Annotated in this window: 19 protein-coding genes, 3 tRNA genes and 2 other RNA genes; 16 read left to right on the forward strand and 8 right to left on the reverse strand. The window is 39.6% G+C overall.

Going from position 1 to position 15,651, the window contains the following annotated elements; genetic code table 11:
- Positions 1-89: 89 nt before the first annotated feature.
- Positions 90-689, forward strand: a complete 600-nt coding sequence (locus tag L1999_RS14740) for a kinase (RefSeq protein ID WP_235739247.1) — start codon at positions 90-92, stop codon at positions 687-689.
- 156 nt (positions 690-845) lie between these two features.
- On the opposite strand, the gene L1999_RS14745 is transcribed toward L1999_RS14740, so the two are convergent.
- Positions 846-1,109: a hypothetical protein gene (locus L1999_RS14745; protein WP_235739248.1), complete on the reverse strand. Its 264-nt coding sequence runs from the start codon at positions 1,107-1,109 to the stop codon at positions 846-848.
- 169 nt (positions 1,110-1,278) lie between these two features.
- On the opposite strand from L1999_RS14745, the gene fdhF reads away from it, so the two are divergent.
- The 4 genes from fdhF to L1999_RS14765 all read left to right on the forward strand — a co-directional run bounded on the left by fdhF (position 1,279) and on the right by L1999_RS14765 (position 5,818).
- A complete protein-coding gene (gene fdhF, locus L1999_RS14750; protein WP_235739249.1) occupies positions 1,279-4,236 on the forward strand; it encodes a formate dehydrogenase subunit alpha in 2,958 nt (985 codons plus the stop codon).
- Positions 4,229-4,771 (forward strand): helical membrane plugin domain-containing protein, encoded by a 543-nt coding sequence (locus tag L1999_RS14755; RefSeq protein WP_235739250.1) that lies wholly within the window; start codon positions 4,229-4,231, stop codon positions 4,769-4,771. The genes fdhF and L1999_RS14755 overlap by 8 nt, the downstream gene beginning before the upstream one ends.
- A gap of 65 nt (positions 4,772-4,836) precedes the next feature.
- Positions 4,837-5,625, forward strand: coding sequence for a formate dehydrogenase accessory sulfurtransferase FdhD (fdhD, locus tag L1999_RS14760; RefSeq protein ID WP_235739251.1), 789 nt, complete (start codon positions 4,837-4,839; stop codon positions 5,623-5,625).
- A gap of 55 nt (positions 5,626-5,680) precedes the next feature.
- On the forward strand, positions 5,681-5,818 hold the full coding sequence (locus L1999_RS14765; protein ID WP_235739252.1) for a hypothetical protein: 138 nt from the start codon (positions 5,681-5,683) through the stop codon (positions 5,816-5,818).
- Positions 5,819-5,872: 54 nt separating this feature from the next.
- On the opposite strand, the gene L1999_RS14770 is transcribed toward L1999_RS14765, so the two are convergent.
- On the reverse strand, positions 5,873-6,055 hold the full coding sequence (locus tag L1999_RS14770; RefSeq protein WP_235739253.1) for a hypothetical protein: 183 nt from the start codon (positions 6,053-6,055) through the stop codon (positions 5,873-5,875).
- Positions 6,056-6,349: 294 nt separating this feature from the next.
- On the opposite strand from L1999_RS14770, the gene L1999_RS14775 reads away from it, so the two are divergent.
- Complete coding sequence (locus tag L1999_RS14775) at positions 6,350-7,414, forward strand: M4 family metallopeptidase (protein ID WP_235739254.1); 1,065 nt, start codon at positions 6,350-6,352, stop codon at positions 7,412-7,414.
- Between the two features lie 32 nt (positions 7,415-7,446).
- Positions 7,447-7,764, forward strand: coding sequence for a protealysin inhibitor emfourin (locus L1999_RS14780; RefSeq protein WP_235739255.1), 318 nt, complete (start codon positions 7,447-7,449; stop codon positions 7,762-7,764).
- Positions 7,765-7,996: 232 nt separating this feature from the next.
- On the opposite strand, the gene L1999_RS14785 is transcribed toward L1999_RS14780, so the two are convergent.
- The gene (locus L1999_RS14785) at positions 7,997-8,236 is read right to left on the reverse strand and encodes a hypothetical protein (RefSeq protein ID WP_235739256.1); all 240 of its coding nucleotides are present in this window, start codon (positions 8,234-8,236) and stop codon (positions 7,997-7,999) included.
- 243 nt (positions 8,237-8,479) lie between these two features.
- Here L1999_RS14785 and L1999_RS14790 point away from each other — a divergent pair, with 243 nt between their 5' ends.
- Positions 8,480-9,502, forward strand: coding sequence for a DUF3231 family protein (locus L1999_RS14790; RefSeq protein ID WP_235739257.1), 1,023 nt, complete (start codon positions 8,480-8,482; stop codon positions 9,500-9,502).
- A 133-nt stretch (positions 9,503-9,635) separates the two neighbouring features.
- On the opposite strand, the gene L1999_RS14795 is transcribed toward L1999_RS14790, so the two are convergent.
- The 3 genes from L1999_RS14795 to L1999_RS14805 all read right to left on the reverse strand — a co-directional run bounded on the left by L1999_RS14795 (position 9,636) and on the right by L1999_RS14805 (position 11,009).
- Entirely contained in the window at positions 9,636-9,845 is a 210-nt protein-coding gene (locus tag L1999_RS14795; protein WP_235739258.1) for a hypothetical protein, read from the reverse strand.
- Between the two features lie 138 nt (positions 9,846-9,983).
- Positions 9,984-10,169 (reverse strand): hypothetical protein, encoded by a 186-nt coding sequence (locus tag L1999_RS14800; RefSeq protein ID WP_235739259.1) that lies wholly within the window; start codon positions 10,167-10,169, stop codon positions 9,984-9,986.
- A gap of 267 nt (positions 10,170-10,436) precedes the next feature.
- Positions 10,437-11,009, reverse strand: a complete 573-nt coding sequence (locus L1999_RS14805; RefSeq protein WP_235739260.1) for a 3D domain-containing protein — start codon at positions 11,007-11,009, stop codon at positions 10,437-10,439.
- 210 nt (positions 11,010-11,219) lie between these two features.
- Between L1999_RS14805 and L1999_RS14810 the strand changes: the two genes are divergently transcribed.
- From L1999_RS14810 to L1999_RS14820, 3 genes are read left to right on the forward strand one after another with little or no spacing between them, the layout of a single operon-like run.
- Positions 11,220-11,666: a hypothetical protein gene (locus L1999_RS14810; protein ID WP_235739261.1), complete on the forward strand. Its 447-nt coding sequence runs from the start codon at positions 11,220-11,222 to the stop codon at positions 11,664-11,666.
- Position 11,667: 1 nt separating this feature from the next.
- Entirely contained in the window at positions 11,668-11,889 is a 222-nt protein-coding gene (locus L1999_RS14815) for a helix-turn-helix transcriptional regulator (RefSeq protein ID WP_235739262.1), read from the forward strand.
- Positions 11,890-11,923: 34 nt separating this feature from the next.
- Positions 11,924-12,631 carry a DUF4386 domain-containing protein gene (locus tag L1999_RS14820; protein ID WP_235739263.1) on the forward strand — a complete coding sequence of 236 codons (708 nt, stop codon included), beginning with the start codon at positions 11,924-11,926 and terminating at the stop codon, positions 12,629-12,631.
- Here the strand turns inward: L1999_RS14820 and L1999_RS14825 are convergent.
- Both L1999_RS14825 and bacA read right to left on the reverse strand, forming a co-directional pair.
- Positions 12,628-13,110 (reverse strand): hypothetical protein, encoded by a 483-nt coding sequence (locus L1999_RS14825; protein ID WP_235739264.1) that lies wholly within the window; start codon positions 13,108-13,110, stop codon positions 12,628-12,630. The genes L1999_RS14820 and L1999_RS14825 overlap by 4 nt on opposite strands.
- Positions 13,111-13,278: 168 nt before the next feature.
- On the reverse strand, positions 13,279-14,076 hold the full coding sequence (gene bacA / locus L1999_RS14830; RefSeq protein ID WP_235739265.1) for an undecaprenyl-diphosphate phosphatase: 798 nt from the start codon (positions 14,074-14,076) through the stop codon (positions 13,279-13,281).
- A gap of 581 nt (positions 14,077-14,657) precedes the next feature.
- Here bacA and L1999_RS14835 point away from each other — a divergent pair.
- The 5 genes from L1999_RS14835 to ffs all read left to right on the forward strand — a co-directional run bounded on the left by L1999_RS14835 (position 14,658) and on the right by ffs (position 15,603).
- Positions 14,658-14,748, forward strand: a tRNA-Ser gene (locus tag L1999_RS14835).
- Positions 14,749-14,756: 8 nt separating this feature from the next.
- Positions 14,757-15,120: a transfer-messenger RNA gene (gene ssrA / locus L1999_RS14840) on the forward strand.
- 217 nt (positions 15,121-15,337) lie between these two features.
- A tRNA-Thr gene (locus tag L1999_RS14845) sits at positions 15,338-15,413 on the forward strand.
- A 34-nt stretch (positions 15,414-15,447) separates the two neighbouring features.
- Positions 15,448-15,519: transfer RNA gene (locus L1999_RS14850), tRNA-Asn, on the forward strand.
- An RNA gene (gene ffs, locus L1999_RS14855) (signal recognition particle sRNA small type) lies at positions 15,519-15,603 on the forward strand. Before L1999_RS14850 ends, ffs begins: the two co-directional genes overlap by 1 nt.
- The last annotated feature ends 48 nt before the right edge of the window (positions 15,604-15,651 follow it).

Consider the following 15,651-nt stretch of genomic DNA (forward strand, 5'->3'; position numbering starts at 1 on the left):
GTTCTTCGTTTTATCATAAAAAATGGAGTGCCCAATGAGTTCAATAAAGGGTTCCGTTTGCGGGTATGGTAGATATTATAGGGAGTGGGATGTTTTTGGAAGATAAAATACTTAGTATAGCTAAAAAAATTCCTAAACTTGAACAAGGTGAAAGAATTATTCTTGGAATAGACGGACTAAGCCGTTCAGGGAAAACTACATTGACAAATAAAGTTGGACTACATCTGCAAGAAAAAAACATTTCAGTTTGCTTTCTTCATATTGACGCCTATATTGTAGAGAGAAAAAAGCGTTATAACACTGGTTATGAAGAGTGGTATGAGTATTACAACTTACAATGGGATGCTAAGTATTTAAAAGACAATTTATTCGCAAAACTAAAGAAGTCTAAGGAATTACAGTTACTTACTTATGATTACGGCTCCGATGCTCAAAGAATTGAGATAACTGATATACCTGATACTTGTGTAATAATTATCGACGGAGTATTTTTACAAAGGAAAGAGTGGAGAAATTTCTACGATATTATAATTTATTTAGATAGTTCGAGAGAAAAGAGATTCAATCGTGAAAATGAAGCCACCCAAAGTAATATAGAAAAATTTCAAAATAGATACTGGAAAGCCGAAGATTATTATATGGAGGCCGAAACCCCTTTGGCACAAGCTGATTTAGTTATTAAAAATTAAAATATTAAAATGGAAAAGCAATGGTACGAACTCCATTGCTTTTTCCATTAAATTCAAAAATAGGAGATTTTGCTTTGCATAATCGGAAAAACTACCCTTATTCAGCCCTAAACAAGCTCCATTCTGCATTTAACCGAAAAATCTCCGCTTATCCATTTAAAACAAACCATCCCCCGGTTCCCGATACTGTAGGACTCCATAGTGAACACCTTCCAACGGAATTTCCTTTTCTTTCAGATTCATATTTTTGTTGTAAGGAATAATTATGTAGGTTTCTCCGTCCTCTTTGTTTACCTCTCGTCTAAATTTCTTGTATAAGAGATCACGCGCGACCTCTAAAGAAGAAGCTTCTATTGAGTCCACTATTCGATATCTATATCTTCCATTCCCATTTTTCGTTTTTAAAATAATATATTTCATCAAGATTCGTCCTTTTCTTAGTTATTTACCACAATTTCACAGTTTGCAAACCTGATTTCAACATTATTTTTATACACTCCCCTGATTTGGTGTGTATTTTTTAAACGATGGGGTATTAAAAAGGGGAGAATCTTCTATCTATCCTATTAGTAGAAAGGGTGAAGCCATATTGGTAAAAAACATAGTGGTTACGATTAACGGAGAGATTGTTCCTGCAGCGGCAGGCCAGACGGTCCTCCAATACCTCAACGACAACTCCATTGAAGTTCCGCAGGTGTGCTACCATCCCAGTCTCGGGCCAATTGAAACTTGCGACACTTGTATCGTCGAGGTAAATGGTGAACTTGTCCGGTCCTGTTCGACTCCGTTAAAGGAGGGAGATGAGATCAGTACGACGAGCCCCCTTGTGAAAAAGTCGCAAACAGCGGCGATGGACAACATTCTCCGTAATCATGAATTATATTGTACGGTTTGTGATTACAACAACGGTGGCTGCGAAATACATAACACCGTAAAGGAGATGCGCATTAACCATCAGAGCATTCCTTGGAAGGAGAAACCGTATCAAGAGGATATGTCGAACCCGTTTTATCGTTATGATCCTGATCAATGTATCTTGTGTGGACGCTGTGTCGAGGCCTGTCAGGATGTACAGGTCACCGAAACCCTGAGAATTGATTGGGATAGGGCACATCCACGGGTCATCTGGGATAATGACGTACCCATAAACGAATCGTCCTGTGTATCGTGCGGGCATTGTTCGACCGTTTGTCCTTGTAATGCGATGATGGAAAAAGGAATGATTGGGGAAGCCGGCTATTTGACTGGGATTGAAAAAGGAACACTCCGTTCGATGATTGAATTGACCAAAGGAGTGGAGACCGGTTATGGTTCGATCCTGACGGTTTCTGACATGGAATCCGCCATGCGTGATGCGCGAGTGAAACGCACCAAAACGGTCTGTACGTTTTGCGGTGTCGGCTGCAGCTTTGATGTCTGGACAAAAGGACGCGAGATTTTAAAAGTGGAACCAAATGCAGAAGCACCGGCGAATGGGATTTCCACTTGTGTGAAAGGAAAATTCGGGTGGGATTTTGTTAATAGTCAAGAACGGCTGACGAAGCCGCTGATCCGGGAAGGTGACAGCTTCCGTGAAGCAGAATGGGAGGAGGCGCTGAATTTAATCGCCAAGCGTTTCCGCGAGATTCGAAGTCAATATGGACCACAATCGCTTGGCTTTATCACTTCCTCTAAATGTACAAATGAAGAATCCTACTTAATGCAAAAATTAGCCCGTCAGGTGATTGGCACAAACAACGTCGATAACTGCTCCCGTTATTGCCAGACACCGGCAACGGTTGGTCTGCACAGAACGGTTGGTTATGGCGGTGATGCTGGTTCCATTAAGGACATAGCTAAGGCCGGCCTTGTCATCATTGTCGGATCGAATACAGCGGAAGCCCACCCTGTTTTAGCCACAAGGGTGAAGCGTGCCCATAAACTAAACGGTCAAAAATTGATTGTGGCAGACCTGCGGGAGCATGAGATGGCGGCCCGTGCTGACTTATTCATTCACCCAAACGCTGGTTCCGATTTGGTGTGGCTTTCTTCTGTAACCAAATACATCATCGATATGGGCTGGGCAGATGAGGAGTTTATCGTAAAGCATGTAAATAGCTTTGAAGAATACAGAAAAAGCCTTGCTCCCTATACATTGGGTTATGCCGAAGAGGTAACAGGTCTTCCGAAAGAGACCCTCATCCAAATCGCGGAAATGATTCATGAGGCAGATGGAACAGCGATTCTTTGGGCAATGGGTGTGACGCAGCATTTGGGCGGAAGTGACACAAGTACAGCCATTTCGAACTTGTTGCTGGTTACGGGTAACTATGCACGGCCAGGTGCAGGATCATATCCGCTCCGCGGCCATAATAACGTGCAAGGTGCAGGCGACATGGGCAGCGCGCCGGAAAATTTTCCGGGATATCAGCGTGTCGACGACCCTGAGGTGCTGGCAAAATTTGAACAAGCATGGGGCGTGAAGCTTTCATCGGAAGTTGGCATTAATAATCACGATATGATTGAGGGAATTCACGAAGGCACAATGAAAGCCATGTATGTAAAAGGTGAGGAGATGGGATTAGTTGATTCCAACATTAACCATGTCCATGCGGCTTACGAAAAGCTTGACTTCTTTGTGGTTCAAGATATCTTCTTTTCGCGTACGGCCCAATATGCGGATGTCGTCCTGCCAGCCAGTCCAAGCCTTGAAAAAGAAGGAACCTTTACCAATACGGAACGCCGTATTCAAAGACTGTATCAAGTATTTGAACCGCTGGGTGATTCTAAGCCGGACTGGGAAATTATTCAGTTAGTGGCAAACCGGCTTGGTGCCAATTGGAATTACCAACATCCAAGTGACATCATGGAGGAAGCCGCGATGCTGATGCCGATTTATGCAGGTGTCACGTATGAAAGATTAGCAGGTTACAAGAGTTTGCAATGGCCGGTAAGATCGGATGGGACCGATACGCCGCTGCTCTACACAGATGGATTTCATTTCCCAGATCGAAAAGCACGACTCTATCCAGTCCAATGGACCAAGCCGCTTGTTTTTGAAGAGCAATATGATCTCCATCTTAACAATGGCCGCCTATTGGAGCACTTTCATGAAGGAAATCTTACGTACAAATCAAAAGGTATTTCAGAAAAGACGCCGGAGGTTTTCCTTGAGGTATCACCTGAACTTGCCGCACAACGCGGCTTAAATGACGGAACACTCGTCCGCCTGACTTCACCGTTTGGTAATGTAAAAGTTAAATGTACGATTACCGCCCGAGTTAAGGGCAATGAAGTGTATCTGCCAATGAATGATACAGGGGACGGAGCTGTCAATTACTTGACAAGCAGTGCAGCGGATAAGGATACCGACACACCAGCCTACAAGGACACTCGGGTTAAAATGGAGATTTTACAGCAAGATGGGATCAATCCATTGCCACACATTAATTTCCGGTATGGAAATCCTCAGCCGCAAATAGGTGTTCAGGTGCAAAAGAAATGGGCCCGAAAGGACTATGTCTTCCCGGGTGATCTTGTCAAGGAAAGGGAGCGGTCGAATGGCTAAGGCAATCAAGCAAATCGAGCGAATCGAGATTACGGAAGAGGAGCAGCGTAAACAAGATCTACAAGAAATAGAAGACTCCTTGTTAAAAAATAAGGATGCGTTGCTTGATACACTTGATTTGCTGAACCATATGCATGATCGGGGTGTGATTCCTTTATTGAGCGGATTATTTGCCGAGGGAGACAAAGTCCTGCAAATCCTTATTAAAAAGGCCGACACGAAGGAAACCGCCAATACGTTAAAAAATCTTTTGTTAATGGTGGGGGTACTAGGTACCATCAATGTAAAACAGCTTGAGCCGATTCTTCTCAAATTGAACGCCGGAATCGCAAGAGTGGCAGAGAGCAAGGATGATGATGACACGATTGGTTACTTTGATATCGTCAGGTCGTTGAAGGACCCTGAAATTAACCGTTCGATTGCCTTATTCTTTGAATTTTTGAAAGGGATGGGAAGCGCTACGGAACATTTAGAGCGGACCACTCAACTGCCAGAACATCAGGCCCAGCATGCCAATCCCGACCACCGTTTCTAAATCGGTTCAAACGAAACTATCCGTAAAGCTTTCGGGATTTTAAAGCGATGAGAGGGGTGAAGACTGTGTTAAATGAAATCACAACTTCTCAACACATTGTTAAATATAATGGACTTACCTTTATCGAAGAGGAGGATAACATTGCCGTGGAATCGGCATTAACCATTATTCTTGATGGAGAAGAGTTTGCTACTATGGTTTGTACTCCATCTAAATTAAAAGAATTGGTGGTGGGCTTCCTGGCTTCGGAGGGTGTGATTCGCGTTTTTCAAGACATCCTTTCTATTCAAATTGATGAAGGGAAGGGCTTCGCGTATGTGGAACTAGTCAAAAAGCAATCGAACCAAAAAAATTTCCATTCCAAGAGATTCATTGGTTCCTGTTGTGGAAAGGGACGGCAATTTTATTTTCATAATGATGTGATGACCGCTAAGACCATTTTGACGAAGTTAACGATTACACCAGAACATTGCCATCAATTAATGACGCAGCTGCAGGAGAGTTCAGTAGAGTTTCAAGAAACGGGTGGGGTCCATAATGCCGCCTTATGTACCAAGGACGGAATCGTGATTTCAAGGACGGATATTGGCCGGCATAATGCGTTAGATAAACTTTTTGGATACTGCCTGATTCATAAGATTTCCTTAAAGGATAAAATCCTTGCTTTTAGCGGAAGAATATCTTCAGAAGTCCTGCTTAAAGCAGCCAAGATTGGTGTAGGGATCATTTTGTCTAAATCTGCTCCGACAAACCTTGCCTTAAGTCTTGCAGAGGATCTTGGTATTACGGCAGTTGGTTTTATAAGGAGAAGAGGCTTCAATGTTTATACCCACCAGGAGCGAATTCAGGGATAGACTATATTAGTCCTAGGCCAAATACTTTTAAAAAAGCAGGAGGCTGACCCAAAAGGTGGCTGTAAAAGAGGCTTTTGGTGAGAATGCTGTCTTTTTTGAAAACCCAACGATGGGTGGAGAGGATTTCACTTTAATTAAATTAAATATGGGTTTGTTATTCGCTGGAAAGAAGAAACTGGTTGAAATTTTTTAAAAATAAAAAGGCGTGGATTTCTCCGTCATGATGGAGACTTCTCCACGCCCAATCTTAAATTAAAGGTTTTCCTGCATCTGGCGAAAGATTTGGGTCGCCTCCTCCAATAATAACAGAGCTGTCTGTATATTGGTCATTTTCTGATACATTGCTTACGTCCTTCTGATTAGCTCTCCCCGTTAAATCCCCTTTTAAGTCATTTTGAAATTCTTGAGGAGTATGGTTATCCTTGTTCATTCTGCCACCACCTTTTAGTGGTATTGTTTGTTAAAGTAAGTCATTTATTCGGAAAGCAATTTCACAGCTAACTCCACTTATTAATCAGAAAAACAAGGCGAAAAAACACTTTCAATACGATTTTCATAGATTAATTAAAAAAATATAAAATTTTTATCCATAGATCTGCAGGTTTTTATCATAAAAACATGGGGTAGTTAAAAAGGAAAAAATAAGAAGAGCCCACACAGAAACTGCGCTCCATAGAAAGCGAATGATTTTTATAAAAAATGTTTTATGAAAGGGCGGGAAAATATGAAATCAAAGCGCTGTTCACAGAATAATTGTCAATGTTTTATCATTCCTAGCTATATTCTTGAAAATTTGGCCAAAAACAATATAGAAGAAGCACGGATTAGTTTATCCAAAAGCCGCCAGGTAAGAGTACGCAGAAAAATAAAGGAATTCGATATTACGGGTATTGTGGATCTCACAAATGAGGTATATAGACCATATTCAGAATCCGCACGTCATGTATATGACTGTAAAGGCGGAACAAAACTGAGAGCGATGGAGGTTAGGAAAGAAGGAGACCGTTCATCTACTCAGGATTCTGCGGTGAATCATGCATACGATTATGCAGGGATTGTGCGCGATTACTACCTGAACGTATTTTTGCGCAATTCGATTGATAATAATGGACTTGATCTTGTTCTAAACGTTCATTACGGGCATAATTTTATGAATGCCTTTTGGGATGGCGATGAAATGGTATTTGGAGATGGAGATGGGGAGATTTTTATTAACTTTACGAATGCTCTCGATGTTATTGGACATGAATTGACACACGGTGTCACACAGTTTACGAATGGCTTAGAGTATGCAGGCCAGTCTGGAGCGTTAAATGAGCATATCTCAGATGTATTTGGAATTGCCATTAAGCAGAACTATTTAAAACAAACAGCACAAGATGCGGATTGGCTGATTGGTGCAGATATTATGGGTCCATCATTAAAAGGACAAGCCCTCCGTTCAATGAAAGCCCCGGGAACTGCGTTTGATAATAAATTAATGGGGAAGGATCTGCAGCCTGACCACATGAAAAACTATTACCAGGGAGAAGACGATAATAATGGAGTCCATATCAACAGCGGCATACCAAATAAGGTCTTCTATCTTGTTTCAATGGAAATCGGAACGGATCAAGCAGCGTTGATCTGGTATCATGCGATACAAAGCTTATATGCAACAGCAAATTTCAATCAATTTGTGGACATGGTTGAGACCGCAGCACAAAAACTTGCTGACAGCGGAGTGGTTCCTGCCACAGCAGCCAAGACAGTAAAAACTGCTTTTAATACAGTTGGATTACCTTATTAATCTGATTGGTTGGTTGAAATGGAGGCTTAAATATGTACATTCAATTTAGTTGTACAGGGGGAATCGCCAACCTCAGCTTAATGTTTGAATGTGAAATTCAGGAGCTGCCTGATGAAAAAGCGGAGAAATTGTTGGACTTACTTAAGGAATCCAAAATGCTGGAAATGAAATCCATGACTAAGGCTAATGTTTCACGTACAGGAGCAGATGCTTTTACCTATTTAGTAAAAATAGAAAATGGAATGGAAAAATTGGCTTTTTCGTGTACGGATCTAACAGCTCCGAAAGAAGTGCGTCCCTTATTAGAATATTTACGTAATATGGCCATTGCCGTGAAAATGGATCCATAGAGGAGTAATAGATAAATTAAATATTTTGATTCTGCTAAGGGAAACGAAAGGTAATTTTAACATATAGTGTAGTTTGGATCTGCTAACGTGACAGTTGAAAAAAGGACTAAAAACAAAATAAGAGAACCGAGATCGTTTTAACACTGTCTCGGTTCTCTTATAACTTAACTAATCATGGTCTTCCACTAAAGGTCTTTTACGAGTTGAAAGTTTTTACTAGGATTGGTTGACACTATTTATTCCCGAAATCTCCAGAAAATTGCTTCACAACGGCTTGTACTTCCTCTAGTTTTTCAGGTTTTAATAGACTAATCATCTTAGGGATAAACACTTGAATATCTTCTTGTGAAAAAGTGCCTTCCGATTGTTTTCTGAAGTTTTCGGTAAGTATTTCTTTTGCTTCATCCTCTTTGCCTTCTTGAACCCTTTGTAAAATAAAAGTTAAAAACTTTTCTTGTCCTTGCTTGTCCATTTCGATTGCCTCCTAAAGAACGTAAGATTATAACACCTTTTGGTTTCGTCTTTTATTATAACACCAAAGGGTGTCATGTCAATTATATTTCTAAACTACGATCAGTCATAAATTCTCTGTAAACGGAAGAAACATTAATATATTGTCCATTTTTTTAAATTTTGAGTGATTTAAGTCAACTAATACATACTAAAGGTAATTTATGGGGAAGGTAGTTTTAGGAGATTTTTGTGGAGGTTATTTATGTTGGAAAAAGAAAAGCAGATTAGGCTGACAGCGGGTGAGATTGGTCAACTCTGGCTTCAATACTTAAATGATAGCTCAAGCATATGTATTCTTTCATATTTTTTAGAAAAAGCTGAGGATGTTGAAATTAAGCCTCTAATTGAATTTGCTCTAGAATTATCAACGTCACATATTCAAAAGATTACATCCATACTAACAGAGGAAAAAAATGTAGTTCCAAATGGTTTTAGTATAAAGGAGGATGTTGATTTAACTGCTCCTCGGCTTTATTCCGACAGTTTTGTTCTCAATTTTTTACAGCACATGTCTAAGGTTGGACTTACAACCTATGCTGGTAGTGTTGGAACATCTGTCAGAAGTGATATTAAATCCTATTACATGGATTGCCTTACAGAAACCATGCAATTATATGATAAAGCAACTGATTTACTATTGACCAAAGGATTGTTTATCCGATCTCCGAACCTGCCTAATTTGGAAAAGGTTCAATTTGTCAAAAAACAATGGTTTATGTTAGATGTGATCGGAGAAAAAAGACCATTAGTGGCAGCCGAAGTCGATCATTTATTTGCAAATCTACAAAGAAATTCTTTGGGAGTAGCGGCACTTACTGGTTTTAGTCAGGTTGCCAAGGATAAGGATGTAAAACAATTCTTTTTAAAGGGTTTAGAAGTTGGGAATAAACATATTAAATTATTTAGAGGGAAGCTTGAGGAATGTAAACTTCCTGCACCGATGGGGTGGGATTCAGAAATCACCAATAGTACGGCCTATACTTTTTCCGATAAGCTGATGATGTTCTTTACAAGCGGATTGATTGCTTTGAGTGTTGGCTATTACGGTACAGCTGTTAGTCTAAGTCCTAGAGGCGATCTTAGTTCATTGTATAACAGGCTATCCTTAGAAGTTCAGATGTATTCTGAAGATGGAGCTAATATCATGATAAAAAATCGATGGTTGGAACAGCCACCCATGGCATCCGATCGGGATGAATTAATCAGAAAAAAGAACCAATTGTAAACCACATGAAAGTTCTTCTGCATTTAGCAGTAAGAGCTTTTTTGCTATCAGCATGAATTTCTGTCTGTTAGTAGAAGGTATACTGTATCCCTTAAGGATTGCGGTGGCGATTCACCCGAAAAAAAGCATCCGATTAATCGGATGCATACTTAATGATACCCTGTATATAAACTGTGTTTTCTTTTTGTAAATACTCTCTTAATTTAATTCTTTTTTCTGTTTCTAATACGCTAATCAATTCTTGAATCTCTTTTTCATTTTCTAGTGTAGTAGAGATCTCTACTGAAAACATATTACCTTGACTACTATTTAGTAATTTTTTTAATAACTCAACTTTATTCATTGGATAACTCCTTTATCTCCATATATTCGACATAAAGGCGGCGTTTTCCTTGGACCATCTTAAAATTGTTTTAAGTTTTTCCTATTCCCAATAAAAAATCTTATAGGTGCTTTGGCAAGAAGGAGGTAGTTTTGTTAGTTAGCTTTTTCGATAACTACCTTCCACTAATCTAATCATATCACGCCCAGCTATTTTTTCTGTTTCATGATTACCTTCTTCATCTCGCAAACTCAAGTACCAGCTGCTATCGATATCTTCATTTAACCTATATACCTTATTGGTAAAAACATTTGTATAAAAATCTCCATTTCTTAGCCTCATCATATCCCTCTTTCTACTGTATTTAAACGTATTATGCCCAATCTAATAACTTGGAGCCGTTAGACATATATTGCCAAATAATATGGATTTACATGGGAAGTAAGGAATAGAGGGGGAAGGTAAAGCATGAAGTTCGGGCTGGGTGAATTTTACCATGTCCCAAGCCGCCACTTTTTTACATCTGAGTAGAAAAAAACTCGCCAACTTGTGACGAGTTTCGCTGTTTTATATTCATCATGAAGACAAAACATTTTGACGAAGAGAAGCTGCTTAGTTCAAAATTTGTATTTTTACTGTTTTTCGGCCCCACTGGATGGCTGCTTTTTGAGAAGGAATAAACACATCAATTTTATTTCCTTTAATGGCACCACCAGTATCTGCTGCAATTGCATACCCATAACCAGGGACATACACCTTTGAACCTAGCTTAATGACTTTCGGATCAACGGAGATTACCTTTTGATTGGGATTTTTCTTCAAGTTGATCCCGGTAGCTGTTATACCTGTGCAACGGGCAAAGTTTAACGTGTAAGCAGAAGCACTGACTGTGATTTGTTTAATTGCCTTCACAGGAGTAGTCTTCACTGGCGTAGTCTTAACAGGTGAACTTTTCACGGTTGTTCCAGGATTTACTATTTTTAAACTTTGATTTACTTTAATGAGATCTGATGACAGATGGTTCCATTGTTTTAAATTACTGACAGTAATATGATAAGTTTTGGCAATTTTCGAAAGAGAATCGCCTTTTTTTACGGTATATGTATTAGAGGAGGCAGAAGCACCACTACTAATTCCAAAAAGCAACATAAGAGAGGTTGAAATCGTTACCAGGGATTTTTTCACTATTAAAACTCCTTTGTTTTACGATAATAAAATAATACCAAAGTAATGTTTCAGTTCTGTTTCAATAGTTTACTATTTTCGTGACATTCGTTATTGTAACTTTTCCGAATAAAAAAGGTTAGGTTTTCATACCTTTATGTATACTTTACTTTACATCATGCATATCATACTTTACACGATGTATAAGTGACCTTACAGGGAGTGTACACTATGACGTATCAAGAAAAGAAGAGCATCGTAACGTTGATCAGCGCTATCCTCATTTTCGCTGCTTATTGCTCATACATGTACCCGCGGCTGCCCGAAGGGGGATTAGAGTCGACAGAAACCTTTCACTTTTGGGGTTCTTTCGTCCTCAAACTAACGTTGTATTCAATCATCGCGCATATCATTATCAGCATTATTTTTAACATTATCTTTAGAATGACGACCCAAGAAAAGCTCCCGACCTTTGCAGATGAACTGGATAAGTTAATAGAATTGAAGGCTCACAGAAACTCTTTTTTTGTATTTATTGTCGGCTTTCTTCTTGCAATGGGATCGCTGATCATCGTTCAGCCGTCACAAGTGATGTTCATGATCCTGATTATTTTTGGATTCATTTCTGATGTGACTGGATCCGTTACCAAACTTTATCATTATCGGAAAGGAGTTTAAGATGGGCAAAAAACTTGTCGGCAATCATATTCGAAAATTACGATTCAACCAGGATGAAATGACCCAGCAGCAGTTAGCTGACAAGGTAGGGGTAACAAGACAAACCATTGTGGCGCTCGAAAAAGGGAACTACTCCCCATCTCTAGAACTCGCCTTTCGAATTGCGCACGCCTTTGACTTGCCGTTGGAACAGGTATTCTTCTACGGGGAGAACACTAAATAGTAGAGCAATTTACGAAAAGAAGGGGAGAGAGGGTATGAATTCAAATCAAAAAGCAGCAAAGATCGTAGGAGCACTGTTTATCCTTGCAGCCATTACGGCGGTAGTAGGCCTTAATTTATATAATCCTATCCTAAAAGGCCCTGATTACCTGATGAATGGCGCCAAACACGCCAATCAGGTGGTACTTGGTGCGGTTATGGAGTTAATTCTTGTCGTATCAGCTATTGGGACTTCCACTACCATGTTTCCCATTTTAAGAAAATATAATGAAACAATCGCTCTATGGCATGTTTGCTTCCGGTTTCTTGAAGCGATTATCATTACGGTGGGGGTAATCAGTGTACTGTCTCTATTGACCTTAAGCCGGGAATTTGTCGCAGCAGGAGCCCCGGATCCGGCCTCATTTCAAGCTTCAGGTATCGTCTTAAAAGCGATCCACGACTGGACGTTTATGCTGGGCCCACTTTTCATGCTGGGTATCAATACCATAATGTACAGTTATATTTTTTATAAAACCAAGCTGGTTCCAAGGTTTATATCCATCTTGGGTATGACAGGAGCAACTTGTGTATTTGTATGTGCCTTGTTAGTAATGTTTGGTGTAATTGAACAAATTTCTGTTTGGGGTGGTATATTGGCGCTGCCAGTGGCAGCGAATGAAATGATCCTAGCCGTATGGCTCATCGTTAAAGGATTCAATGAAACCGCACTTTTGTCCTTGTCTGCAAACCGTTTCAATTAATACTTAAATTCATTGGCAAGGGTTGACCTTTTTTCTAATTTCACCATCCATTTATAATATCCTAACAAAATCATCAGTAGAATGGGATTGATGATTAGCGAATGCCATAATGTCCACCAGCCATAATGAAAAAAGCCCCATGGTTCAGGAAGTAACGTAATTGCCTCGTAAAGTAATAAAACAATTTCCCAACTAGTGAGATAGAGAATTTTCTTCCTTAGTGCCTTCTTATAAGGAAAGAAATTTAAATAGACAACATTTACCGGTGGTACTAAAAAGATTGCAATGAATGATTTCCAGTCCACACCTTTTGAAAAATACCAATATCCGTGATATTTAAAATCAATATAAACATCAAAGACGGTTTGAAAGGCAATCGTAAATGTCCAAATATGGTACATTTGGATTAGAGATAGCCGTTTTTTGATTTTGAGTGCGATTCCATTAAAAATAATAAGTGCGATGAGGAGACCTACCATACTAACATCCTTTTACAAATTACTCTGTATAAGTCATTCTAACCAATTTAAAATATTCGATTCTTGATATAGTACTTATTTATCATGCGCTAGGTATAAAAGAAGCCTGTAATCGTTAATTCTGACTCATTAACAATTACAGGCTTACTTTTCTTATTTTATTAATTCCTAGAGGATAACAAAGATAATGAATAGGGCTGACAACACAATGCGGTAATAAGCGAAAATGGTTAAACCAATTTTTTCGATCAATTTAATGAATACAATGGCTACTAACAACGCCACCACAAAGGCAGTGATAAAGCCAATCGCGAACATCGGAATGTCGCTTGAATGCAAGAACGGTAAACTCTTAACAAAGTCCAATCCTGTTGCACCCACCATAATAGGAAGGGCGACTAAAAAGGAAAATTCGGCCGACGTTTTATGATTAGCCCTTGCGAGTAATCCTCCTGAAATAGTGGAACCAGCACGAGAAAAACCAGGGATGACCGCTAAGCATTGAAATAATCCAATGATTAACGCTTGCTTATAACTTAATTCATCTACTGTGTTAGAAGTGAAGTTGCCATGTTTTTTTTCTGCAAAGATCATTAATAGTGCACCAGCAATGAGGCTGATCACTACAACATTGGGTGAAAATAATTGAGTTTTGATAAAGTCATGCAACACTAAACCAACTAATGCAGCAGGGAAGACCCCTAATATTATATGTATGACGTCTAGTTTCTTTTTTGGTTTTCCAATTGTGCTGAAATTTAATAAAGACAAGAATCTTTTCCAATACAGGACCAAAATAGCTAGCATGGAACCAAGTTGGATAATGACCTCAAAGGTATTTGCCTTTTCCCCCGTAAATCCTAACAAATGACCTACTAAAATTAAGTGCCCTGTAGAGGATACAGGTAAAAACTCTGTTAACCCTTCTACAATTCCTAAAATAAAGGCTATGATATGTTCGCTCATGTTTTTCCTTCTTCCCTTATAATGTTGTTATGTATTTTGCATTAAAAATACAATTTCCTCTAAAATTATACAAAAAATGCGATCTTCTGCATAAGGAAGTATAGTATCCGAAGATCTATAATTCAAGCAGAAGTAATAAATTCACACAAACTTAAGATTACAATATGATAGGAAATCTAGCAACAGCAAAACAACAATTAATCCTAACGGAGATCGATATAGTGAAAATAATGATGTGCAGATTTGCGCTCAGAACAAAACAACAATTTCTTCATATATAAGAACGGTGGTGTCCGAAGTCGAGCCAACTTCAGACAAGGAAGAGCCAAAAGAGCGAGATGGTGTCCGAAGTCAAACCAACTTCAGACAGGGAAGAGCTGAAAGAGCGAGGTTGCGTCCGAACTTGAGTCAGCATCGGACAAGGAAGAGCCAAAAGAGCGAGATTCTGGATTTTCCATGCAGTTTCGACAAAAAAATCACAACACCAGGATTTTCGGACTACCAAAATTTACAGCTAGCTTCCAAATGGGGGAGATGTTATAGTTTTTCATGTAAGTTGTTAACAATAATCTTTTTTTCACAGAGAAGTACTCAAGTGGCTGAAGAGGCGCCCCTGCTAAGGGTGTAGGTCGGGTAACCGGCGCGAGGGTTCAAATCCCTTCTTCTCTGCCATTTTATATGGGAATGTCATGGTATCGACAGGGATAGTTTGAGCTTATATGGCGAGTCGAGGGATTCGGCCTCGTAAAAACGATAAAGCCGATAACTGGCAAACAAAACAACAACTTCGCTTTCGCTGCTTAATAACAGCCGATAGCGGTTCCTCCATCCATCGTCCATGTGGTATGGTAAGGGACTCATTTTTAAGTGGACTACGCCAGAATCCGCTGTCTGAGGATGAAGGGAAGAGAATAACCAGACTAGCTGCTTCCATGCCTGTCAGTGGGCTAAAGAAGTGAGTGAACTTAAAACTGCTGACTACACTCGTAGAAGTATAAGTGGCAATATCTTTGCACACGGGTTCAACTCCCGTCATTTCCACTAATTTTTTTAAAAAATATCTTGATTAGATTTTGGGTAATTTGTATAATATATTCATGACGCAAAAAGTTGCCGGTTTAGCTCAATTGGTAGAGCACGACCGAATAGGCTTCCTGAATAGCCTACAGCATACTGACCGAGCTGCTGCTTGCATAAGCATTCTGAGGTCAGGATGACGTTTACTATCCATCGTGTTTAAACTTATTATATCTCAAATTTGGCCGGTTTAGCTCAATTGGTAGAGCAACTGACTTGTAATCAGTAGGTTGGGGGTTCAAGTCCTCTAGCCGGCACCAGAATTTTTTGCATAAGCAAAATAACTTAGTTTATTCCGCAGTAGCTCAGTGGTAGAGCTATCGGCTGTTAACCGATCGGTCGTAGGTTCGAGTCCTACCTGCGGAGTCATAGTCCAACAAGGACACTAGGAACAGGTCAGGGCGGGAACGCAGCAGCCATAACTAGTGAAATTGTGTGGACTATTACATAGGACGAACTAAAAACGCTAGACTCACATTGAGTTTAGCGTTTTTTCTT

Source organism: Neobacillus drentensis, from assembly GCF_021560175.1.
Taxonomy (GTDB): Bacteria; Bacillota; Bacilli; order Bacillales; family Cytobacillaceae; genus Neobacillus; species Neobacillus drentensis_A.